Source organism: Lysobacter antibioticus (assembly GCF_000731095.1).
GTDB classification, from domain to species: Bacteria; Pseudomonadota; Gammaproteobacteria; order Xanthomonadales; family Xanthomonadaceae; genus Lysobacter; species Lysobacter antibioticus_B.
Genome location: NZ_JMTZ01000003.1, coordinates 1 through 24,459, shown reverse-complemented (window position 1 = coordinate 24,459; position 24,459 = coordinate 1). Strand labels below are relative to the sequence as shown.

12 protein-coding genes are annotated in these 24,459 nt (G+C 65.9%); 8 read left to right on the top strand and 4 right to left on the bottom strand.

What is annotated here, in order from left to right; genetic code table 11:
• Positions 1-233: 233 nt before the first annotated feature.
• Positions 234-1,130, top strand: a complete 897-nt coding sequence (locus EX88_RS0100850) for an alpha/beta fold hydrolase (protein WP_161786055.1) — start codon at positions 234-236, stop codon at positions 1,128-1,130.
• A gap of 589 nt (positions 1,131-1,719) precedes the next feature.
• Here EX88_RS0100850 and EX88_RS0100845 read toward each other — a convergent pair.
• The 3 genes from EX88_RS0100845 to EX88_RS0100835 form a co-directional block, all read right to left on the bottom strand.
• Positions 1,720-2,811 (bottom strand): agmatine deiminase family protein, encoded by a 1,092-nt coding sequence (locus EX88_RS0100845; protein ID WP_200875780.1) that lies wholly within the window; start codon positions 2,809-2,811, stop codon positions 1,720-1,722.
• A gap of 142 nt (positions 2,812-2,953) precedes the next feature.
• The gene (locus EX88_RS24185) at positions 2,954-4,186 is read right to left on the bottom strand and encodes a sensor histidine kinase (protein ID WP_051884276.1); all 1,233 of its coding nucleotides are present in this window, start codon (positions 4,184-4,186) and stop codon (positions 2,954-2,956) included.
• On the bottom strand, positions 4,167-4,847 hold the full coding sequence (locus EX88_RS0100835; RefSeq protein ID WP_031370134.1) for a response regulator transcription factor: 681 nt from the start codon (positions 4,845-4,847) through the stop codon (positions 4,167-4,169). Before EX88_RS0100835 ends, EX88_RS24185 begins: the two co-directional genes overlap by 20 nt.
• A gap of 325 nt (positions 4,848-5,172) precedes the next feature.
• Between EX88_RS0100835 and EX88_RS24180 the strand changes: the two genes are divergently transcribed.
• Positions 5,173-8,949 (top strand): response regulator, encoded by a 3,777-nt coding sequence (locus EX88_RS24180; RefSeq protein WP_081930511.1) that lies wholly within the window; start codon positions 5,173-5,175, stop codon positions 8,947-8,949.
• A gap of 443 nt (positions 8,950-9,392) precedes the next feature.
• A complete protein-coding gene (locus EX88_RS0100825) occupies positions 9,393-10,352 on the top strand; it encodes a LysR family transcriptional regulator (protein WP_051884274.1) in 960 nt (319 codons plus the stop codon).
• A gap of 399 nt (positions 10,353-10,751) precedes the next feature.
• On the opposite strand, the gene EX88_RS0100820 is transcribed toward EX88_RS0100825, so the two are convergent.
• Positions 10,752-11,969 (bottom strand): EAL domain-containing response regulator, encoded by a 1,218-nt coding sequence (locus tag EX88_RS0100820; RefSeq protein ID WP_161786054.1) that lies wholly within the window; start codon positions 11,967-11,969, stop codon positions 10,752-10,754.
• 135 nt (positions 11,970-12,104) lie between these two features.
• Between EX88_RS0100820 and EX88_RS0100815 the strand changes: the two genes are divergently transcribed.
• From EX88_RS0100815 to EX88_RS0100795, 5 genes are all read left to right on the top strand, one after another.
• Complete coding sequence (locus EX88_RS0100815) at positions 12,105-12,467, top strand: Hpt domain-containing protein (RefSeq protein WP_031370130.1); 363 nt, start codon at positions 12,105-12,107, stop codon at positions 12,465-12,467.
• Complete coding sequence (locus tag EX88_RS23345; protein ID WP_051884273.1) at positions 12,464-13,108, top strand: response regulator transcription factor; 645 nt, start codon at positions 12,464-12,466, stop codon at positions 13,106-13,108. Before EX88_RS0100815 ends, EX88_RS23345 begins: the two co-directional genes overlap by 4 nt.
• A 297-nt stretch (positions 13,109-13,405) precedes the next feature.
• Complete coding sequence (locus EX88_RS0100805; protein ID WP_031370128.1) at positions 13,406-13,786, top strand: hypothetical protein; 381 nt, start codon at positions 13,406-13,408, stop codon at positions 13,784-13,786.
• A 267-nt stretch (positions 13,787-14,053) separates the two neighbouring features.
• A complete protein-coding gene (locus tag EX88_RS0100800; RefSeq protein WP_152566007.1) occupies positions 14,054-14,374 on the top strand; it encodes a hypothetical protein in 321 nt (106 codons plus the stop codon).
• Positions 14,375-14,890: 516 nt separating this feature from the next.
• Positions 14,891-24,459, top strand: a 9,569-nt coding sequence (locus EX88_RS0100795) for an autotransporter-associated beta strand repeat-containing protein (protein ID WP_051884272.1), incomplete at its 3' end; no start/stop codon positions are given.

Genomic DNA, 24,459 nt, shown 5'->3' with positions numbered 1-24,459 from the left:
GCCCGGGCATCGGCTGGCCGATGACCCGGAATATCGAAGGCATGTCGAATCGCCGATTCCTCGTTCGTCTAATCCATAGATCGGTCGTTTTGGATGGCCGACGACGGCGCTGCCGATCCAGTCCCCGATGAACCGGCACATCCACCCAATACTTTCACCGAACCAATAAAGGAGCCCCTATGTCCCTGTCTCATTCCGGTTGTCGATCGCTGGCCGCGGCCGTGTTGACCGGCTTGGCGCTGTTCGCCGCGCCCACCGTCACCGCACTCGCGGCGGAACCGTCGCAAGTAGCAGCGCCCGCCAAACGTGCCGCCATCGTCAAACGCGACGACCTGGCCATTCACTACGACATCGTCGGCGACTTGAAATCGGCCAAGGCCCCGCTGCTGGTCCTGCACGGTGCCTATATGTCGGCCGATACCATGGCCGCCATCGTCGATCGTTTCGCCCGCACCCGTCCGGTGATCGTTCTGGATCAACGCGGCCACGGCCGCACCGGCGATGGCCCAGGCCCGATCACCTATGAAGCCTTGGCCGACGATGCCGCGGCCGTGCTCGACGCAGCGGGGGTGAAGCAAGCCGACGTCTTCGGTTACTCGATGGGAGGCGGCGCCGCCATCCAGCTCGCCATCCGTCATCCGGCCAAGGTCGCGAAACTGGTCACGGCCTCGGCGGGCACCCGCCTGGACGCGGCCTACAAGGAAGTGTTGGCGGGCATCGGACATATCACCCCTGCGGTGTTCGACAACACGCCGATCAGGAAGGAATACGACCGGCTCGCGCCCAGGCGAGAGGATTTCCCGGTGCTGGTCGAAAAACTGAAAGTGCTCGATGCCACGCCCTTCGACTGGGGCAGCGGCATGAAGGCGCTGAAGCACAAGACCATGATCGTCATGGGCGACTACGACATCATGGGCCCGGAACACGGCGTGGAGATGTTCCGCATGCGCGGCGGCGGCGCCCCCGCGCTGGCGGCGCAAGGCTTTTTGTCGGCCCCGCCGCCGGCCCGCCTGCTGGTCCTGCCAGGCACCTCCCATATCGGCATCATGGCCGAAGCCGAGACCGTCGTGGCCGCGACCGTGTCGTTCCTGGACGACGCCACACCGCCGATGCCGGCGGGGTTCTTCTGAGGGCGGCTTTTTTCATAGATGCGACGCCGCGCGGGTCGCGGCTCAGGCCGCTCCTGCAGAGAAACCGGCCACGCGCCGCGAGACCGTTGCAACGCGGTCGCGACTCGCGTCGCTCCTACCCTTTGAGTCGTCGTGGCTGCAGGATTGCTGTTTCTGTTTCTGTTTCTGTTTCTGTTGCTGTGCGTCGTGAAACACTCGCGAAGGCAACAGAAGACCCGGAGGGCGGCCTGCAGGGATGCAGGCCGTTTTTCATCGGGACAGGGATGTCCCGTATGTAGAGCCCTGCGACGGCATCGGACGCGCGGGCCTGTGATTCAAAACAAAGCATTTTTCTTTGGTTACCTTTGACCGAAGGGAATCCAGACGGACTTTTGTTGTAAGAAAGTAACCCGCCGCTTTAGTGGCGGAAGCTTTTGGCGTTTGATCTAGATCTTTATCTTGCGGCAACGAGACGCCGCGAGACCGTTACAGCGCGGTCGCGGCTCACACCGCTCCTACATTGGAATGGCCGCCGCCTCCTAAGGCGAAGTAACCCTCGCCATCGCGCCGGCCATAAGCCGACGCGACAGCCGTAGCCGTGGTCAGTGCCTCACAACGCCGCAGGCTGCTGCTGCGTCACGCAATGCACCATGCCGCCATTGCGATACAAGTTGCGCACATCGATCCCGACGACGCTGCGGCCCGGATAGAGCCGTTGCAGGATCGACTTCGCCACGGCGTCGTTCGGGTCCTTGTACTCCGGCACCAGCACCACGGTGTTGCCGACGTAGTAGTTCACGTACGAGCCTCGGTAGCCAAGCTTGTAGCCATAGCTGGTGACGACATCGCGCGCGGTCAGCGGCAGCTGCACGAAATCGTAGGGCGCGCCGTCGATATCGGTGGCCCTATAAAGGCGGTCGATGTCGCCCGCCGGCAGGCCCCAATGACTCAAGTCGCTGCGGCTCATGGTGACGATGGCATGCGGCGTGCCGAAACGGGCGAAGCCGTCGATGTGCATGTCGGTGATGTCGTCCTTGCCGCCGGGCGCGCCGTCCAACCAGATGAACTTGTCGACGCCAAGCTGGTCGGCGAGCACGGCCTCCAGCTCCGCCTCGGTGATGTCCGGGTTGCGGTTCGGTTCCAGGATCGAACTGCGGGTCGCCATCAGCACGCCGCGCCCGTCGGTCTCGATCGAACCGCCTTCCAGAATCACGTCGTTGAGATCGACCCGCGCCATGCCCAACTGCCCGGCCACGGTGACCGGAACGGCGTCGTCCTTACGGTAAGCCGCATCGAAGCCCCAACCGTTGAAGCCCCAGTCGGTGATCTTGAGTCGGTCGTTCGCGTCGTAGACGAAGATCGGGCCGTTGTCGCGCACCCACACGTCGTCGGTCTGGCGGATCAGGAAGCTCACCTTCGCCAGGGACACCCCGGCGGCCGCCAACTTGTTGCGAACGCGCGTCTGTTCGCCGGCGTCGTAGACGATGATGTGCACGTTCTCGCTGCGTACCAGCGCCTGGGTCATGGCGATCCAGGTCGGCTCGATCCGGTCGCGATAGGTCCGGCCATAGGTATAGGCATGCGGCCACTGCAGCCAGGTGCCTTCATGACGCGCCGTCTCGTCCGGCATGTAGCCCGACGCCGTGCGGGCGTGGGCGGCGCCGGCAGTCGCCAGGGCGACGGCCAGCAGGGCGCCGGCCATGAGCTTGTGCCAGCCTGGGACGGGCAGGGCGGATGGGTTCGAAAACCGCGGATCGGCTTGCATTGCGATGGTCTCCAGGCCCCGGGCGGGGCGTCTGGAGCGGCAATCTACGCGGCGAACCTGACATCCAGCTGATACCAGGTCAAAGCTGGAGAATCGCCCGGGCGCCTCCGCCGGCGCGGTTCTCCAGGCGCAGCCGGCCGCCATGCAGTTGTGCGATGTGCTGCACGATGGACAGGCCCAGCCCGGAGCCCGGGCTGGCGGCACGGGCCACGAACGGCTCGGTGAGCCGCTGCATCAGCTCGGCGGGGAAACCGCTGCCGCGGTCTTCGACGACGACGGTCCGGTCGCGAACAGTCACCGCGATCGGCTCGCGCGTCCCGTCGGCCGCTGCATGCGCCAAGGCGTTCTCGACCAGATTGCGTACCGCGATCTGCACCAGCCGCGGGTCGGCCCGGATCACCGACTCGCAGGCATCCAGCGACACCGAACCGTCCTCGGGCAGGACCGCCTCGACCAGCAGATCGAGACGCACCTGTTCGTTCGCGAGTTGGGCGTTCGCCGAATCGAGTCGCGCCAGCAACAGCAGTTTGTCGACCAGGCCCGCGGTCTGCGCGGCGATCCGATTGACGCGGCCGAGCGTCTGCGTCGGAGGCGCCTCGCCGGCGTCGGCCGATTCGCAAAGCGCCAGCAGGCCGGCCACCGGCGTGCGCAACTCGTGCGCCGCCGCGGCGATGAAGCGCTCCTGCATTTCGAACGATTGCACGACCGGCCGCAGCGAACGGCGGGCGAGGGCGTTGCCGACCAGCACGCCGACCGCGGCGAGCACGGCGACAGCCAGCAAGGTCCAGCGCACGAAGGCGGCCTGTGCGGCATCGCGTGCGCCCGGATCGGCCAGCACCAGGATCGCGGCGATGGGCCGGTCGGCATGATCGTAGGTGAGCTTGGCCTGCAATCGATAAGACCTGCCGCGACGATCCCGCCCGTCCTCGGCGAAATCGCCGCGGCGCAGGACCGAGGCGGCCAGGGCGGTGGGCGAAGCCGGATCGAAACGAGGCTGTCCAGGCTGCAGCAGTATCCGGTCCGGCGGTCCGGGAGCGATGACCCAGACGTCGCTGCCGGCATCCAGCACGCCGGGCTCTTTGCGCAACACTTCATCATGGAAGGCGCCGCGCTCGTCGAACCAGGTGAGTCCGTATATCGCCGTGGCGCGAAGCTGCATCCGCGACTCGAAATCGAGTTGACTGAGACGCGCATGCACGCTGATGGCCACGATGCATAGCGTCGCCACGCACAGCAGCCAGGCCAGGGTCCAGCTTGCGGTCAAACGCAGGTGGAGGCTGCGCAGCACCTGCTCACGGCTTCGTTGCGGCATCCGGCTCTTCCAGCAGATAGCCGGCGCCGCGGATCGTGCGCAGCAGCGCAGGAGCGCCGAGCTTGCGGCGCAGCGCCGCGACGATCACTTCCTCGGCGTTCGAGGCAGGCTCCTGGCTTTCGCCCCAGCACGCGGCGATGATGTCGCTGCGCGAGACCACGCGGCCGGCACGCTCGGCCAGCAACTGCAGCAAGGCGAACTCTTTCGGGCGCAGCGGCAACAGCACCCCGCGGCGCCTGACCTCACGACGGCCGAGGTCGACCTCCAGATCCGACACGCGCACGATGCTGGGGCGGATTTCGCCGCTGCGGCGGGCGATGGCCGATATGCGCGCCATCAGCTCGTCCATCGAAAAGGGTTTCACCAGATAGTCGTCGGCGCCGTTCGCGAAACCCTCGATACGGTCTTCGACCCGGTCGCAGGCAGTGAGAAACAAGGCCGGCGTCGACACGCCGCGTTCGCGCCACTGCCGCAGCAGCGACAGGCCATCGCCATCCGGCAGCAGTCGGTCGAGCACGAAGGCATCGTAGGCATACGAGCGCACGAACGATTCCGCCGTACCGCGATCGGGCGCCTCGTCGACCGCATGCCCGTGCGAGCGCAGGCGTCCGGCAACGGCCCGGCGCAAATCGGCTTGATCTTCGAGGACGAGCAGGCGCATGGCGTTAGGCTACTACAGGCCGTCGGCGCGGATCGTGGGGCAGCACCGGCCTGGGCCATGGCCGGTCGACAAGCTCTCCAATTCGGCCGTGTCGATACCCACCCTGGCGAAGCGCAGCCGATTCGCGGACGCTGCGGTGCCGCGCCCCCGGCGCTGATAGCCACGGTTGGGCCATCCAGCCTGAATGATCGAGCCTGGACAATTGCGATGGTTTGCCATAAGAGAGGACCGTGGGTGCTGCGCTAGCGCTATCTGAACCAAGCAGGGTGCCGAAGCTGCCCGCTATCGCCAGCGGGGGCGACGACATCCCGGCCAAGGGGGTCGCTTGAATCAGTTGAAGATCGACACAAGGCTCAGGTTGCTGGTCGCGGTCTCGTGTCTGTTCGTCATGATCGCGGGGGCCGCGGGCATCGTCGGGCTGCGCAGCGTGATGCAGCGGCTGGACACCGTCTACGAAGACCGGACACTGGCCCTTGGGCACCTGTCCGCGGTTCTGGAAAGCGCCCAGGCCCTGAGGGTTCATCTCCACGGCGAGCTGCCGGCGGCCGAGTCTTCCTCGTCCAAAGCGGGCGCGTTGATTGGTTTGCGCAGCGAACGTTGGCGCGACTATATGGCCACCCGCATGACCGCGGAGGAGCGGGGGTTGGCCATTCAGGCCGATCGGCAAGTCGGCGTGTTGGTGCGCGACGCCGACGCAGTCGTCCTTGCCGGCCGGCGTCGAGGCGAGCCGGATTCCGAGACGGCCAGGTTCGGCGCATCCCTGGATGCGCTCATCGCCGATCTGCATCGTTTGATCGAACTGCAACCGCGAGTCGCCAGGCAACAGCAGCGGGCGGCTCGGCAGGACTTCGTAGTGGTCGTCGCGGTCATTACGATCTCGATCCTCGCGTGCCTGTTGGTCGGCATGATGCTGTCGTGGCTGCTGATGCGGGCCTTGCGCAAGCAGCGATTTTCGCAGCGACTGATCCAGGAGGTAATCGACGAGTATCCGGCCATCGTCTTCGTCAAGGATATGCTCGGCCGCCTGATCCTCACCAACCGCGCCTATGAGCGATTCTTCGCTCTTGCGCGCGGCGCAGCGCTCGGAAAGACCGACTTCGACATCATTCCGCGCGACGCCGCCCTGCGGGTGCGCGCCAACGATGCCGAAGTGCTGTCGGCCGGCCAGGTCAAGGAAGTCGAAGAAGAAGTGCTCGGAGCCGACGGGCCGCGCATCTTCCAGAGCACCAAGTTCCCCTTGACCGACGATGCCGGAGTCCCTCATTCGATCTGCGGCATCGCCGTCGACATAACCGATCGCCGTGAAGCCGAAAAATGCGCCGATAAAGCCACCGAGCAATTGCGTGCGCTATGGGATCGATCGCCCGACTGCTATCTGTTCATCACTCACGAAGGCATCGTCGATGTGAACGAAGCGGCGGTGAAGTTATATGGCGTGTCGTCGAAGACGGATCTGATCGGTCGTCGCCTGTCGGATCCGCTGATCACCCCGGCGACTCAGCCGGGCGGTCAGGACAGCATCGAGCTAGGCAACAGGACGCGCGCTTTCGTGCTGGGGCGGCTGGTGAGCGGGGGCGATCCGCCGCTGCCGGAGGGCCTGACCGCACACATCGAAGGCGATGTAGTGCACGTGCAGTGGCAGCATTTGCGCGGCGGCAAGACGCCGTTCTTCGCCGAAATCGTGATGCACGGGATACAACTGCGCAATCAGGACGGCGTGCTGGCGATCGTGCGCGATGTGACCCGGCGCAAACTCGCGGAAGATTCGTTGAAAGAGAGCGAGGCCTTCAACAAACTGCTGTTCCAGGGCTCGCACCGGGCGATGGTGGTCTACGACCCCGACGGCGCGGGCTTCATCGACTGCAACGAAGCCGCGGTGAAGGTGTATGGCTATGCCCGCCGCGAAGAACTCCTGGGCAAGACGCCGCTCGATGTATCGGACCCGACTCAGTACGATGGGACCGACTCGGCGACGGCCATCGAGCATTACGATCAAGCCGCGCTCACCAAGGGCATGGAGACCTTCGAGTGGCGGCATCGGCGGCCGAACGGCCAGACCTGGGATGCCATGGTTCACTTGATGGCCTTCAGCCATCGCGGCAGACAGATACTGCAGTTCACCCTGGACGACATCACCGAGAGCCGCCGCGCCGAAGCTGCATTGCGCGAGAGCGAGGAGCGCCTGAGCCTGGCCATCGAGGGTGGCGATCTGGCGACTTGGCAGTATGACATGAGGACCGGGTTGTTGACCGGGTCCGACCGGAATTTCTCGATGTTCGGCATTCCTCAGGGGACGCCTATTTCGATCGAGGCGTTCTTCAAGCTGGTTCACCCGCATGACCGCGCGCACTTGCAGGCCGCGGTCGACGATGCGCGGCGGGCCGGACGCCTTTCGGTCGAATACCGCGTGGTCTTGCCGGGCGGCAACACGCGCTGGCTGACTACGCGCGGCCGCGTGTACTCCGACCTCGACGGTGCTCCCTTGCAGGTCAGCGGCACGACCCAGGACATCACCGCACTGGTGCGGGCGCAAGAGGATCTGAGACAGGCCAAGGCCATGGCCGATGCGGCCAATGCGGCCAAGAGCCAGTTCCTCGCCAATATGAGCCATGAGATCCGCACGCCGATGAACGCCATTCTCGGCATGTCGCATCTCGCGCTGAAGGACAGCGCCGACCCGGGACAGCGCGCCTACCTCGACAAGATCCAGCGCGCAGGCCAGCACCTGCTCAGCATCATCAGCGACATCCTGGATATTTCCAAGGTCGAGGCCGGCAAGCTGACCATCGAGCAATCGTACTTCACGCTATCGCAGCTATTGGGCGACGTCGCGAGCGTGGTCGGGGACAAGGTGGAAGAAAAGGGGCTGCAGATCCAATTCGATGTGGCGTCCGACGTGCCCGCGGCGCTCATGGGCGACCGCTTGCGTTTGGGCCAGGTGCTGATCAACTACGCCACCAACGCGGTCAAGTTTACCGACCGTGGCGGGATCCGGATATCGGTCGGAGTCGATCAACGCGATGAGCGCGACATGCTGCTGCGTTTCACCGTACGCGATACGGGCATCGGCTTGGATCTCGATCAAGTCGGTTTGATATTCGAGGCGTTTCAGCAGGGTGACAGCTCCACCACGCGCAAGTACGAGGGCGCCGGACTTGGCCTGGCGATCTGCAAGAACCTGGTCGAGCTGATGGGCGGCGAGGTGGGGGTGGACAGCGAGCTCGGCCGAGGCAGCACCTTCTGGTTCACCGCACGATTGGGGCGCGGCGAGTTGCAGCTCAACGCCGAGGAACTGCCTGCGACGGTACGGGGCCGGCGCATCCTGGTCGCCGAATGCCATGGCGAACTCTCGAGAATGTTGACCGGCCTGGGGTTCACGGTCGCGACCGTCTGCGACGGCAGGAGCGTGCTGGCCGCTTTCAAATCGTCGGTGGAATCCGAAAGACCGTTCGATGTCGTGGTCCTGGACCTGGATATCCCGCGCCTCGAGGGGCCGTCGGTCGTGGAACGCATCAGAGCCTACGCACCGTCGCGAACGATCCGTCTCATCGCGGTTGCCAGCGCCAAGCGCATGGAGTCGGTAGCGCAGACGGGAGACGTGGGCGGTGTGCGGCTGATCAAGCCGATCGAACCTTCGCAGATGATCGATTCGGTGGTCGGCATGATAGGAGCCTCCGAAGAAGAGGCTTCCGAGGGGCCGACCCAAGAGGAGGGCCGGCACGGCGCGCTCATCGGCAAGCGCGTGCTGCTGGTGGAAGACAATGATTTCAACCAGGAAGTGGCGCGGGCGGTCCTGAGCGATGCCGGACTGCGGGTCGACGTGGCCGACGACGGCGCCATCGCGGTGGGCATGGCCCAAGCCCAGGCTTACGACATCATCCTGATGGACATGCAGATGCCGGTCATGGACGGGCTGACCGCGACCCGGGAAATCCGCCGGCTGATGCCGCAGCCCAGAGTCCCGATCCTGGCGATGACGGCCAACGTGATGCAGGAAGACCGCAAACGCTGCGCCGATGCGGGCATGGACGACTTCGTCGCCAAACCGATCGACCCCGACGAATTGTTGGACCTGTTGGCCGAATGGATCGGCAGAAGGTGACGCCAACGGCAGATGCTGCCGCCATCGCGCCGGCAGCGCTCCCCGGCACGCCACTTCCACGTGGCAACGGGTATCCGGGCTGCCTGGCCAAGCATCGGCAACACCCGGTTGGCGGATTCGCAGCCGCGCCGTGGCCGGCGCATGTGCACTGGCGACGGGGATCGCCTAAGAATTTTCCCAATTCAAATCGTGATGCTCATCGCATTAGTATCCGCTCGAACTAAGAATTCGCTGACAGGCGGGTCGGAACAAAGCCGACCGTCGCTTGCACCGGTGAAGGCGATGCGGGGCACTTAATCCGATCGGAATCGATCGCGACGATTCGTCGTTCGGTCACGAGCGTTCCGCCTTGTCTGCTGCTTCTATGAAGAATGAAGAAGCATCGCCGCAGCGAGACGCCGGGCAGGGCTGCACCGGCTTCCGCTCATTCGATGGATGCCGCAATGAACGTGAACTACGAGATCGCCCCGCGCAGAAACCCTGCGCTGATCAGCTTCTCCGAGATGCTCGCGTTCGTCGCGGTCGTGAACGCGACCAGCTTTACCGGCGCCGCGCGCCAGCTCGGCACTTCGAAATCCGTTATCAGTCGCCGCATCAGCGAGATCGAGCTGCAGCTCGGAACTCAACTGATCGATCGCAGCGGCAGCAGGATCAGCGTTACCGACGTCGGCAATGCCTACTACGAGCGTTGCGTGTCGATCATCGAATCGGTGGAGGCCGCCAACGATCTGGCCGCCGGCTTCAACGGAGGGATCCACGGCACCCTGCGGGTCTCGGTGCCGCATTTCTACGGCGCGCAGGTGTTGGCGCCGCTGTTCAACGAATTCGCTTCGATATACTCCGGCCTCAGGATCGACCTCGGCGTCGAAGAATGCGATGCGGGCGGCAACGGCACGAACTACGATTTATCGATACGCATCGGTCACCTCGCGAACTCGAGCCTGCTCGCCAAACGCTTGGGTGCGACGCGCTCTTGGATTTGCGCCAGCCCCGAGTACCTGGCCGCGAGAGGTACTCCGAAACTCCCGGGCGAACTGGCTTATCACGACTGCCTCGTCAATTCGGGCAACGGGACGTCGGCTGGATGGCAGTTACTGGTCGAGGGCGAGCTGAGGACGGCCCGCGTTCGCGAACGCATCCGCAGCCCTTGTTGCTTCCAACTGTTACAGGCCGCGCGCTCCGGTCTGGGTTTGGCTTTGTTGCCCGACTATGTGATTGCCGATGCGATAGCCACCGGTCGATTGAAGGTCGTCATGCCCGACTGCGCGCCGCCCGCCGGCCCGGTGTCGTTGGTGTATCCCTCCAGCAGGCGATCGTCGCTAAAGGTACAAGCGCTGATCGGGTTCCTCAGCGAGCGGCTCGCCCACGACAGCCTCGTTCGCGCGCCGATCGCGCTTGCATGATGCAGGGCTTGCGAAACATCGCAGTCGATCGCAAGGCCGAAGCAGCGATGCCGGTGGATCGTTCGGTGCGATCAAGATCGCATCCCGCGAGCGTTCGCGAACGGTCAACCCGATGTTGTCGTTGCGGGACTATCTGCGACTGCGATCGCCGCATAGAGTGGCCCCGCACTCGATGAGCAGTTCTTGCCATGCCCCCGGCGAGGGCTGTTCCTGATTCGGACTCCTCTGCAGGCATCGAGTGCACTGACCGCGTTCCAAGGATGTCGTGCACGGTCAGCGCCCGTCGTGATGACGGCCGGTGAGCAGACGGGCGGGTGATGTCCGCATAGGCGCCCCGTTCCGTCTCGCTCAAGTCTGCGCAGATACGCTCATTGATCCCAGGGTAGGTGGCGCACGGACCTAGCCTGGGTTCGCAGGAACGCCGACCGGATGCGTACACGCCCATGCGATCAGTTCGCTCAGTTCCATCGGACGCCCATACAGGTAACCTTGGCCCAGATGGCCACCGAGTTCGCGCGCCAGCCTATCCTCCTGATCGGTCTCCACGCCTTCGACGGTGACGGTTTGACCGAGGCTAAGGCCCAGTTCGATGGCGGACTGCAACAGGACGCGCCCGTGCTCGCTGCGCGGCCCGGCGGCGACGAAGCTGCGGTCGATCTTCAACTCCGTGCTCGGCAGCTGCATCAGAAACTGCATCGTCGCCGCGCCGGTGCCGTAATCGTCGATGGCGACCTTGAAGCCGCGCAGGCGAGAGCGGATCAAGGCCTCGATCACATGCGCCGGCTCCTTCATGAGGTGCGTCTCGGTGACCTCCAGGGTGTAACGATCCGGCCGATCGTCGGCCGCGGCGACGATCTCCGACATCCGGTCGATGATCGACAGGTTGTGCAGGTTATGCATCGATACGTTGAAGGCGAGATTGATGTCGATGCCGTTGCGCATCAGTGCGGCGCGATCGGCCACCGCCCGGGTAAGGACGGCCAGGGTGAGCAGATCGACCAGGCCCGCGTTTTCCGCGGCCCGCACCACGTCCGACGGTGGAACCGCACCGAGCTTCGGGTCCTGCCAGCGCAACAGCGCTTCGGCACCGACGAACGAGCGCTTGCCCAGTTCCAGCTTGGGTTGATAGGCCAGATGCAACGCGCCTCCGTCGATGCCGCCACGGATGGCGTCGCCGTCGATCGCCACGTCGGGCGCGTCCTGCCACGAGCGGCCTTCCGCCGGACGATATCGCGCCAACACCGTGGTCAGGGACTGCAGATCGACCGGTTTTCCCAGCACCCCGAGTATCGTCAAGCCTTTGGCTTCGGCGAACTGCCGGCTGACGTCGAGCACGCGGGAATCCTCGCCGCTGAGCAGGATGACCGCGGGGTGGCGCGACAGCGCGGCAACATGGCTCAGCAAACGGATCCCGTCCATGCCTGGCATGTTGAGGTCGCATATCAGCAGGTCGAAGGGGCGGGCCGCCAACCGTTCGAGGGCGAGCTCGCCTTTGTCCGCGGTTTCCGGAAGCAGCAGCCCGGCGTCGCCGAGCAGCGCGGAGATGATCTCGAGCATCACCGGATCGTCGTCGACGACCAGAGCCCTCAATCCGACCGGGTACGGCGAGTTGGGCAAACGTGGTCTCCGTCATGGACAATCGCGACGAGTTGTCTTAGAACGCCAGCATATGCGCGCAGCGATCAAAGAACGGACGACTTGCCTATATCATGCACCGTTCTCAACCTGGGCGGGAGGCGGATTCGGATTGCGATGAAGGCCTCCAATTTCGAGCCCTTGAGCCGTCTGTTGCGAGGCGATACCGCCCGGGTGCGCAGGGTGCTGGATGTTTTCGCCCGCTGTACCGGCGAGGACCTGCAGCGACTGGACCGGGCCTGGGCAAGCCGCGACTGGGCGACGATCGGGGCGCTGACGCACAAGATGAAGTCGGGCTGCCTGCAGATCGGCGAGACGGCCGCAGCGCAGGGGTTAGCCTCGATCGAACGGGCGGTGTCCGCCGGCTCTCCGGGCGACTGTCTCGGACAAACATTCGCAAGCACGCGAGACGAACTGGATAGGGTGATGATGCGCGTCCTCGCGTACCTGGCGTATCCGGATGAGGCGGGTGAAACATGAAGGCGAACGCGTTGCCGGCAAGGATACTGATCGCGGACGATCACCCGATCATCATCGTCGCGCTTGCGGAAATGCTGAAAACCGCGCTCGGCCAGGGCCGCGTTCTGGTCGATTCGGTCACCGACAGCGACAGCCTGCTGTCCCGTTTGCAGGCCGAATCCTGGGAATATCTGGTCCTGGACCTGCGCATGCCGGGTCGATTGAACAGCGCCCCGCTGCTGCAGGCGATCCTGGCCGCGCAGCCCTCGCTGCAAGTGGTGATCTACACCGGAGAGGAGCATCCCTGTCTGGCCCAGGCGCTGCTGGATCTCGGCGCCCGCGCTTTCGTTTCCAAGGCCAGCGGCCCGCAAGTGGCGATCGACGCCATCGGCGCGGTCGTGGCTGGAAACAGTTATGTCGACCCACTGGTCGATCTCGATATCGCGCGCAAGCATCCATGGCACCAGCTCACCACGGGCGAGCGGACGGTGATGATCGCCTTGGCGCGGGGCGAGAACCTGCAAGCCATCGCCATCGACAGCAATCGCAGCTACAAAACCGTGACGACGCACAAATACAACGCGTTGCGCAAGCTCGGCTTGAGGTCCAAGGACGAGCTCGGCCACTATCTCGAGCAGCATGGGCTCGACTACCTGTTATAGAGATCGCCGCGCTCGGCCCGGACTCGCGCACGCCGCGCATGCCGCGCATGCCGCGCATGCCGCGCACGCCGCGCATGCCGCGCATGCCGCACCGATGGCGGCGCGATCGAGCCGCACTTCCTGAGGTCCGTGCATCACCTGCCGGCATTGCCGAGCACTAAGATTTTTCCTAATTCCCGCCGCCGGGCCCTGCATTCATCATGCTTCGGGTGCCTGGCAGGCCGGACGACGGACTCGTCTGGGCCCCAGGCTCATCGGCAGCGGACGCAGGCCCACTCATGTCCCCAGGAGCAGGCGATGACCGTCCATTTTCCCGAGCTCGCCCGACTGCTGAAAAACGACCAGCACAAAGTGCGGCGGGTGATCTGGGAGTTCTACCGTTCGGCGATCAAGGATCTGCACCGCCTGGAGCAGGCTGCGGCCGCCAATGAGTGGTCGACCGTTCGTGCATTGGCATGGCGAATTCAAGTCAGCTGTCTGCAGGTAGGCGAGCACGACGCCGCGGAAGCGGCGGCCGGCCTGACCCACACTGCGGGCGAGTGCTTCGCCGATGCTTATCGCCAGCGGCGGCCGCGAATCGTGCGGACCCTGGATCGCGCCGAGGAGTTCGTAGGACGCGGCATCGCCGAGCGGAAGTCGCCGCCCGATTCGCTTGGCGTCGGCAGCATCAGGCACTGATCGCGTCCGTAGAGTCTCGGCCGGCTGCGCACGCCCTGGTCGAGGTCAACGATGAAAGTCCGCTGCAAACGGCTTCGCCCATGCCGGTGCAGTCCGCGGCGATAAGGGGCTAAGCCGAGCGCAGCGGGCTTTCCTCGACGACACCGCGCCAGTGGTTTGCCGACACTTCCAAGCCCCTGGCTCTAAGACTTTTCCCTATTCCGGGGTCGCCGACCGCCTGCCTAGAATGTGATCAATGGCACGAAACTGATCGTGTCGGGGGTAGCGATGTCCGCACAGATGGGCGAGTTCTGCGAACTGCTCGAACACGACCCGGACAAGGTCCGGCATGTGGCACGGGTGTTCTACCGCGGCGTCGCCGCGGATGTGCAGCGGCTGGAGGGCGCTGCCGCGGCCAACGAATGGCAGGTCGTCAGCGAACTGTCGCAGCGCATCCACACCGTCTGTCTGCAGTTGTCCGAACACGATGGCGCCAAGGTCGCCGCGGAACTGCGTCAAGTCGCGGGCGAACGCTTCGCTGCCGCCTATGCCCGGCATCGGCCGGTCATCGCCGCGCTATTGAGCCATACCGAAGATTTCGAGCACTGAAACAACATCGCGGCTCCATCGGATATGGAGACTGATGGAGGGGGCTGTATGAATCGCTGTTCTGCACCATCTCGTTGCAGCGTCGGGCGCATTCCTATCCGACGCTCACCGAAAATAACGCTTTCTCACCGCGAGGATTGACGGTGGTTGGCGTTCGACGGTCGGCATCGTGTCTTGGATCGTTATTGATTTAAATTCGGCATGACGCGAGCTTTCGACGCTTGCCATTTTGCAAGTGTCGCAAGCTCGACAACAACAAGAGATTACGCCTGGCAGGGGAGGCCAGTGCCGTTGCGGTGCCGTGCATCGTGCTTTTGCTTGTCGCTAATTTTGCTCAGGCCGCTGCCGTGATCGCCGCACCTGACTCGCTGTAGCCGCACTTCGCCGACTTGATTCACCCTGGCGTGCCGGCCTCACCGGCCATCGACTTATCCGTATCTGCAAGACGGTCACCGACGTAGCCGACGGCGCCTCGTCCGTTATGCGCACGCGCACGCGACTCACATGGAGAAACACATGAACCGCATCTTCCGCATCCTCTGGTCGCAGGCACTGAACACCTGGGTGGTCGTTTCCGAGCTCGCCACGTCCCGCCGCAAGAGCGCGGGCGGGGTCGACCAGCGCAAGCGCGCGGGCGCGCTGGCGCTGACGCTCGACCGCGACCAGGTCGAGGGCACGCCGCCGGCGCGCCATTGGCCGTTGCAGCTAGGCGTGTTCTTCGCCTTGCTGGCGCTGTATGCGCCAGCATGGGCGGCAGACCGGTACTGGGATTTCAACGGCACGGCGGTCGGTACCGGCGGCAGCGGAACCTGGAACCTCGCCAGTCCGTTCTGGAGCCCGAACAGCGACGGCGTCAGCGGTCCTTTCAGCGCCTGGAGCAACGCTGCGCTCGACGATGCGTTCTTCGGCGGAACCGCCGGAACGGTAACCCTGGGCGTGCCGATAACCGCTCACAATCTGACCTTCCTGAGCAACGGCTACACCCTCACCGGCAGCACCCTGACCCTGGCCGGCGCGACGCCCACCGTTACGACCAATGCCGGCGTCACCACCACCATCGGTTCGGTCATCGCCGGCAGCGCCGGCCTGACCAAGGCCGGCACCGGCAGCCTGTCCCTGAGTGGTGCGAACACGTTCACCGGCGCGGTCAATGTCAACGCCGGCAGCTTGACCGCGAGCGGCAACGGCGCCCTCGGCAACATCGCCAATGTCGTCAACATGGCCAACGCTACCCAACTGAGCGTGGGCACCACCGGGGGCGGTCTGGCAGGACGGACGGTTTCGCTCACCGGGACCGTCGCGATCTCCGGTGGCGGCGCCGGCAGCGGCTTCTATACCGGCAGCGGCAACGCCAATTTCTTCGGTTTGGCACTGACCAACAACTTCAGCAACTACACGGGCAGGACCACTTTCTCCAGTGGGGCCGCGTCCAGCTTCACCTCCATCGCCGACCTGGGCATCGCCAGTTCTCTCGGAGCGCCCACCACCGTCGCGAACGGCATCATTACCATCGGTGCTCCAGGCCAGACCAACGCCGTTCTCGACTACTTCGGCGATGGCGACACCTCCAACCGCGGCTGGCAAATCAATCCGCCGGCGGGTCCGAGCGGCGAGGCTGCGTATCTGCGCAACCGCGGGACGGGCACTCTGACCCTGACCGGCAACATCGCCCTGGGCGGCGGCTCGGGCAACTCCGCTCAGTTCCAGGCCTTGACCGCCGACATGGAACTGCTGGGCGTAATCAGCAGCAACAACGCCCGCGATGCCTGGTTCGTCGCCCAGGCAGGCCGCACCGTTCGCCTCGGCGACGCCAACACCTTCACCGGCCGGGCGGTGATCCGCGATGCAGGGCGGGTGGTGGTCAACACTCTCGCCGACCGCGGCGTCGTCAGTTCGTTGGGCGCCGGCAGCATCGTCAACCTCAGTGCGAACGGCACCCTGAGTTATACCGGTGCAGGTGCCAGCAGCGATCGCGATTGGCAGATAGGCGTCGGCACGCTCGCCAACGATGGCACCGGCGCACTGACGTTGAGCGGCTCGATGGCCCTCACCACCAGCGCCACCCTTGCCGGCAGCTACACCGGCGCGGACAACGTCATTACCGGCGTGATCTCCGGCAACAGCAGCCTGCGCAGCGGCGGCGCCGCGACCTGGCTGCTCACCGGCGCCAATACCTACACCGGGACCACCATCGTCGACAACGGCGTATTGCGCGCCGGCACCGCTACCGCCTTCGGCGCGTCCGCTGCGGCCCAGGTCAACGGCGGCACGCTGGACTTGAACGGGTTCGACAGGACTTTCGACACGCTGTCCGGCACCGGCGGCACGGTCGAGTTGGACAGCGCCCTCCTGACTCTGAACGGTGCCACGGGTGTTACCTCGACTTATGCCGGCAGCATCACCGGGAGCGGCGGTCTGACCAAACTGGGGGCCAGCACCCAGACCCTGACCGGTGCCAGTACCTATACCGGCGCCACCACCGTCGGTGGCGGAACGCTGCGCCTGGATTTCAGCACCGCGGGAGGCCCGACCAGCGGCATCATCGCCGGCGCCTCCACGCTGAACATGATGGGCGGTACGCTCAACGTGACAGGCGCGGCCGGCGAAGCCAATACCCAGACCTTCAACGGCCTGAACGTCACCGCCAGCAACAACACCATCGGCGTCACCTCCGGCAGCGGCGGCAGCGCGACCCTCAACCTGGGCGCCATCAACCGCACCGGCGGCCTGATCAATTTCAACCTGCCGACCAGCGGCAACATCACCACCACCAACACGGCCCTGGGCGGCTGGGCGACGGTCAACGGCACCGACTACGCCAAGGTGGTGGGCGGCAACATCACCGCCTTCACCCTTGCCGACTACACCCAGAAAGACAATGCCGCCAATTGGCTCGACAACGAGTTCATCACCGACACCGCCGGCTTCTTCGGCACGGTGACCGGCACCAAGCAGCTCGGTGGACTGCGCTATACCCGTCCGGTGTCGACCACCGTGACCGTGTCGCCCGGCAACACTCTCGGCGTGGACGGCACCATCATCGTTGCGCCCACGGTGCTCAATACCAATCAGACGATCACCGGCGGACAGCTGACGGGCGCCAGCGGCGGCGACCTGGCGGTGCAGCAGAACAGCACCGGCAACTTCACCATCGCCTCGCAGATCGTCGACAACGGCGGGGCCACGGGTTTCACCAAGTCCGGTACCGGACTGGTCACGCTTACCAATGCCAGCAACAGCTACACCGGTCCGACCCGCGTGGTGCAGGGTACGCTGGCGGTCAACAACATCGGCAACGGCGGCGCGGCCAGCAGCATCGGCGCATCCGCGGCCGGTCCAACCAATCTGGTGCTGGAAGGAAGCACGCTGCGCTACACCGGCGGTACCACGACCAGCGATCGCGGTTTCACCATCGGCAAGTCCGGCGCGATCCTGGGTAGCGGCATCGAGGTGACTAATGCCGCGACCAATCTCACCTTCCAAGGCCTGTTGACCAGTGCCGACGGCGCCGATTTCACCAAGAGCGGCGCCGGTACGCTGACCCTGGCCAACGACACCAACAACAACACCGGCATCGTCACGGTCACGGGCGGCCTGTTGTCCGTCGATACCCTGGCCAACGGAGGCCAGGTCAGCGGCATCGGCGCGGGCACCAACGCCTCGGCCAGTTTGGTGCTCAACGGAGGCGGCCTGCAGTACACCGGCACGACCACCAGCATCAATCGCGGTTTCACCCTGGGCGCGAGCGGCGCTGGCATCGATGTGAGCGATTCGGCTACGACGCTGACAGTCAGCGGCACGGCGGTGGGGGCGGGCGCATTCACCAAATCTGGCGCAGGCACCCTAGTGCTGTCGGGTGCCAATACCTATACCGGCGCCAACAACGTGACCGGCGGCGTGCTGCGTGCAGGAACAGCGACCAATGCGTTCGGCGCCGGTGGCGCCATGAACCTGTCCAATACCGCCGGCGTGACCCTAGATCTGAATAATTTCGACAATATGATCGGCCCGCTCAACGGCGGCGGCGCCAACGGTGGCAACGTCACCCTCGGCTCGGCCACGTTGCGCATCAATGGCGGTAACGGCAATTACTCGGGCACGATCAGCGGCACCGGCGGCGTCTGGCGTTCGGGCGGCGGCGTACAGATCTTCAACGGCTGCAACCATACCTACACCGGCGCCACCACATTGCAAGCCGCCAGCCTGACTACCGACTGCCTGGCCAATGGCGGTCAGGCCAGCGGCATCGGTGCCTCCGGCAGCGCGTCGACCAATCTGGTGTTCAGCAACGGCAACTTGAACTACACCGGCGCGACCGTCAGCATCGATCGCGGTTTTCAGTTGACGGGCTATGCCGTCATCGACGTGACCAACGCTGCTAGCACGCTCGGCTTCGGTGGCCAGGTTACGGGCGGCGGCGAGATATACAAGGACGGCCCCGGCACGCTGGTGTTGTCCGGCAACAACGCCTACGGCGCCAACACACAAGTAAGAGGCGGCACCCTGCGCGCCGGCTCGGCCACGGCTTTCGGCACCACCAACGCCTTCGTGATGACCAATGGCGCCGGCGTACTGCTGGATCTGAATAACTTCAACGTCAACGCGGGCGCTCTGACCGGCGGCGGCCCCCTGGGCGGCAACATCGCCTTGGGCACCGGCACGCTGACTATCCGCGACGGCTTGAGTCAGATCTATGCCGGCGCGATCGCCGGCCCCGGCAACCTGATCAAGAACGGCCCCGGTCTTCAGACACTGTCAGGCTGCAACAGCAGCTACACCGGCACGACGACGATCAATGCCGGCGTGCTGGCGGTCAACTGCCTGGAGAACGGCGGGGTCAACAGCTCGATCGGCGCCTCCGCCGCCGACCCCGCCAATCTGACGCTCAGTGGCGGCACCCTGCGTTACGTGGGTACGGGCAGCAGCACCGACCGGCAATTCACTCTGGGTACCAGCGGCGGTTCGCTCGACGCGTCCGGCACCGGCATCGCCCATTTCGCCTCCACCGCGCCGGTGACCCTGGCGGGCGCCAACGTCGCCCGCACGTTCACCCTGACCGGCACCAACACCGGTGACAACCTGTTCGCCGCGCAGTTGAACAACAACGGCGCGGGCGTCACTTCGCTGACCAAGACCGGCACCGGCACCTGGCGCCTGAGCAACAACAACAGCACCTACACCGGCATCACCACCATCAGCGGCGGCGTGCTCAGCGTCGACCAGATGGCCGACGGCGGTCTGGCCAGCAGCATCGGCGCCTCGTCCGCCGCCGCCGCCAACCTGGTGATCGGCAACGGTTCCACCTTGCGCTACACCGGCGCGGGCGACAGCACCAACCGACAGTTCACTCTGGCTCCCGGTGTCACCTTCATCGAGTCTTCGGGCACCGGCGCGCTGCAGTTCACCAACACCGGGCCGGTGACGCTGAGCGGCACCAACACCGCGCGCACCATCGCCCTGGGCGGCACCAATGCCGGCAACAACACGATGGGCGGCACTATCGGCAATAACGGCACCGGCGCCACCACCCTGGCCAAGAACGACAGCGGCACCTGGATCCTGACCGGAAACAACACCTATTCCGGCAATACGGTCATCAACAACGGCAACCTGGTGATCGGCAACGGCGGCACCACCGGCAATGCCGGCGTCGGCAACGTAATCGTGGATTCGCCGACGTCGACCCTGTCGCTCAACCGCAACGACACCTTCACCTTCAGCGGCACCCTGAGCGGGCCGGGCACGCTGGCCCAGATCGGCAGCGGCACCAGCGTGCTGACCTCGCCCGGCAACAGCATCGGCGCCACCACCATCGCCGCCGGCACCTTGCAGGTGGACGGCGGTCTGGCGACGGCGACGGTGGGCATGACCGGGACCTCCGCGCTGAGGGTGAACGGTACGGTGCAGGCCGCGGGCGGCACTCAGGTCGCGCTCAGCGGCGATGCCGGCGCTCAGACCGTCACCGTCGGCACCGCCGGTACGCTGCGCGCCGCCGGCGACCTGGGCGGCGGTAACGACACGATCGCCCTTACCGGCATCCTCGATACCGGCACGGGCACGTTGCAGCTCGGCGACGGCGACGACACGCTGGTGTTGAACGACGGCGCGCAAATGCTCGGCGGCGGCGTGAGCACCTCCGGCGGAGGCACCGATACCCTGGTGGTCAACACCGCGCTCGGCTACGCCCTGGACGGCGACAGCATCGACACCTTCGAAATTCTGACCAAGCAGAACACCGGCGCGCTGACTCTGACCGGCGATCACGTTTTCGCCGTCGCCACTGAGCTCGACGGCGGCACGCTCGACGTGGACGGCCGGCTGGAGACGTCGGCCCTGTCGATGGCCGACGGTACCGTGCTCGACGTGGACGGCATCGTCGAAGCCGCCGGCAACACGCCGACGGCCGTCAGTGGCAGCGCCGGCGTCAACACGATCGATGTCGGTCTCACCGGCACGCTACGCGCGGCCGGCGACCTCGGCGACGGCAACGACGCGATGACCCTGGCCGGACTGCTCGGCACCGGCGCCGGCACCTTGGGCCTGGGCGCCGGCGACGACGTGCTGACGCTGCGGGACGGAGCAGTTATCGAGAGCGGTTCCGGCGGTGTGGACGCCGGCGCGGGCGGTAGCGACCGGCTGATCCTGGACAACGCCTCGGCGACGGTCTTCGACGGCAGCCAGACGGCCGGCTTCGAGACCTTGACCAAGCAGAACACCGGTACCGCCAGCATGACCGGTAGCCAGAGCTTCAGCGGCGGCGTCGCGATCGACGCGGGGACGTTGGATATCGACGGCACGCTGCAGACGCCGACCATTACCTTGGCCGACGACACCGCATTGGCCGTGGACGGCACGGTCGGCGGCAGCGTCGGCCCCGCCGCCGCGATCGGCGGCAGTACCGGCGCGAATACGGTCAGCGTGGGCGCGGGCGGAACGCTGCTGGCGAACGGCGACCTCGGCGCCGGCAACGACGTCTTGGATGTCGCCGGCAGCCTCGACACCGCCGGCGGGGTGTTCGCGCTCGGCGACGGCGACGACACCCTGACCATCCACGAGAACACCAACATCATCGGCACCGTCTCGGCCGGCGCCGGCAACGATACCTTCGACACCCATATCGACACGGTCGCCGACTTGGGCGCCGTGCAGGGCTTCGAGACGCTGAGCAAGACCGGCTCGGGCGTGCTGAACATCAACGGGCCGATGAGCTCGGATTTCACGGCGGTGACGGTCGCTGCGGGCACCTTGAACATCACCGCGGCCGGCAGCGTGGTCCCCGCGCCTGGCAGCACGCTGGATACCACGGTGGCGAACGGGGCGACCCTGGTCGTCGACGGCAGCTACGGCTGCGGTGGCGGCAACGACACGATGACCGTGGCCGGCACCGTGGCCGGCACCGGCACCATCGACCTGTGCGGCGGCGACGATCGCCTGACCCTGCAGGATGGCGCGGTGCTCAACAACGCCATCGACGGCGGCCTGGGCGGCAACGACAGTCTGGTACTCGACAATGCCGGCCAGCTCGACTTCGATGCCGGCAACACCGATGGTTTCGAACTGTTGCAGAAAACCAACACCGGTACCGCGACGCTGACCGGCAGCCAGAGTTTCGCCGGCGGCGCGACGATCGACGGCGGCACGCTGGACGTGGACGGGACGCTGGAGACGCCGACCGTCGCCCTCGTCGACGGCACCACGCTCAACGTGGACGGGACCGTGCAGGCCGGTGCCGGCAGTGCGGCCGCGCTGACCGGCGATGCCGGCATCAACACTGTCCGTGTCGGCGCGAGTGGCACGCTGCTGGCGAACGGCGACCTGGGCGCGGGCAACGACGTGCTCGACGTGCTCGGCACCTTCGACACGGGGGGCGGCGTGTTCGCGCTGGGCGACGGCGACGACAATTTCGTGGTTCACGACGGCACCGTGGTGATCGGCACGATCGACGGCGGCGCCGGCGTCGATACCCGCACCTACGACATCAACACCAGCGCCGACCTCGGTGCGCTGCAGAACTTCGAGGGCGTGACCAAGAGCGGCACCGGCGTGCTCAATATCACCGGCCCGGGCGCCACCGACCTGCAGGATGTGCAAGTGCTCGAAGGCCGCCTGGACGTGCATGCGGGCGCCAGCATCGTCGCCTCCGCGGGCAATTCGCTGAATGCCGTGGTGGCCGCCGGCGCCACATTGAACGTGGATGGCGCCTTCGGCTGCGGCAGCCAGGCGGACACTCTGAGCGTGTCCGGCACGGTCAGCGGTAGCGGCAGCGTCAATCTGTGCGGGGGAGACGACACCCTGATGCTGGGCGACGGCGCCGACATCGCCGGGCTGCTGAATCCGATCGACGGCGATGCCGGCGACGACCGGGTTGTGCTCGACAACGCCGGCCTGCTGACGCTGGACGGCGGCGACATCGCCAATTTCGAAGCGCTGCAGAAGGACAACGGCGGCGAGGCGCTCCTCACGGGCGCACACGGGTTCAGCAGCGGCACCGCCTTGAATGGAGGCACCCTGACCGTCGCCGACAGCCTGGATACGCCGACCCTGACGATGGGCGACGGCACCACACTGAATGTCGACGGCAGCCTGCAGGCGGCAGGCGGCGCCGCGACGGCGATCAGCGGCAGCGCCGGCAGCAACACCGTCAACGTCGCTGCCGGCGCGAGCCTGTCGGCGAACGGCGACCTGGGCGATGGCAGCGACGTCCTCGATGTCGCCGGCAGCCTCGACACTGACGGCGGCGTATTCGACCTGGGCGCGGGCGACGACACCCTGAGCATCCACGACGGCACCAACATCGTCGGCACGGTCGCGGCCGGTGCCGGCACCGATCTGTTGAACGCCGACATCGCCACCAGCGCCGATCTTGGTGCGGTACAGGGCTTCGAGACGCTCAGCAAGACCGGCGTCGGCGCGCTGAACATCAACGGCCCGGCGGGTTCGGACTTCGTCACCGTCGATGTGCTCGCCGGCAGCTTGAACGTCGGCGCCGCCGGCAGCGTGGTCGCACAGAACACTACCATCGCCAGCGGTGCGGCCTTGAACCTGGATGGCAGCTACTTGGGCACCACCGGCAACGACAGCTTCACCGTCGCCGGCACGGTCGCCGGCAACGGCGCGGTGAACCTGCTCGACGGCGACGACACGTTCACGATCCAGGACGGTGCCGATCTCTCAGGACTGAGCAATGCCGTCGATGGCGGCACCGGCAGCGATACCTTCGTCGCCGATCTGGCCGGCACGGCGACCCTCGGCGGGGCGATCGGCTTCGAGACCCTGACCAAGACCAACACCGGCACCCTGCACGTCGACGGTCCGGCCGTCTCGGCGTTCACCACCGTCAACGTCGACGGCGGCACCCTCGACATCGGCGCCGGCGGCGATATCGGCGGCGTCAACACCGCCACCGTAGCCAACGGCGCGAACCTGATCGTCGACGGCGCCTTCGGCTTCACTACGGGCGCGGACAGCTTCACCGTGGCCGGCAACGTCAGCGGATCGAGCGTCATCGACATGCTCGACGGCGACGATCATCTGATCCTGCAGGATGGCGCCGACATGAGCGGCCTGGCCACGCCGATCGACGGCGGTGCCGGCATCGACACTCTGACCGCCGACTTCGCCGGCAACGCAACCCTCGGCGGCGCCACCGACTTCGAGACCCTGACCAAGACCAACACCGGTACCTTGAACATCGACGGCCCGGCCGCGTCGGACTTCACCACCGTCAACGTCGACGGCGGCACGCTCGACATCGGCGTCGCCGGCAGCGTCAGTGGCGTAGCCACCAGCACGGTCGCTAACGGCGCCACCTTGAACGTGGACGGCAACTTCGCCGGCACGGCCGGCGGCGACACGATGACGGTGTCCGGTGCGATTGCCGGCAGCGGCGCGATCGCCTTCGACGACGGCGACGACACCCTGACCCTCAATGACGGTGCCGACCTGAGCGGCTTCGGCGGCGTGCTCGACGGCGGCGCCGGCGGCGGCGATACGGTCGTGCTCAATAACGCCGGGGCGTTGAGCTTCGGCGCCGGCAATACGGTCAACTTCGAATTTCTGCAGAAGGACAACGCAGGCATCGCGAC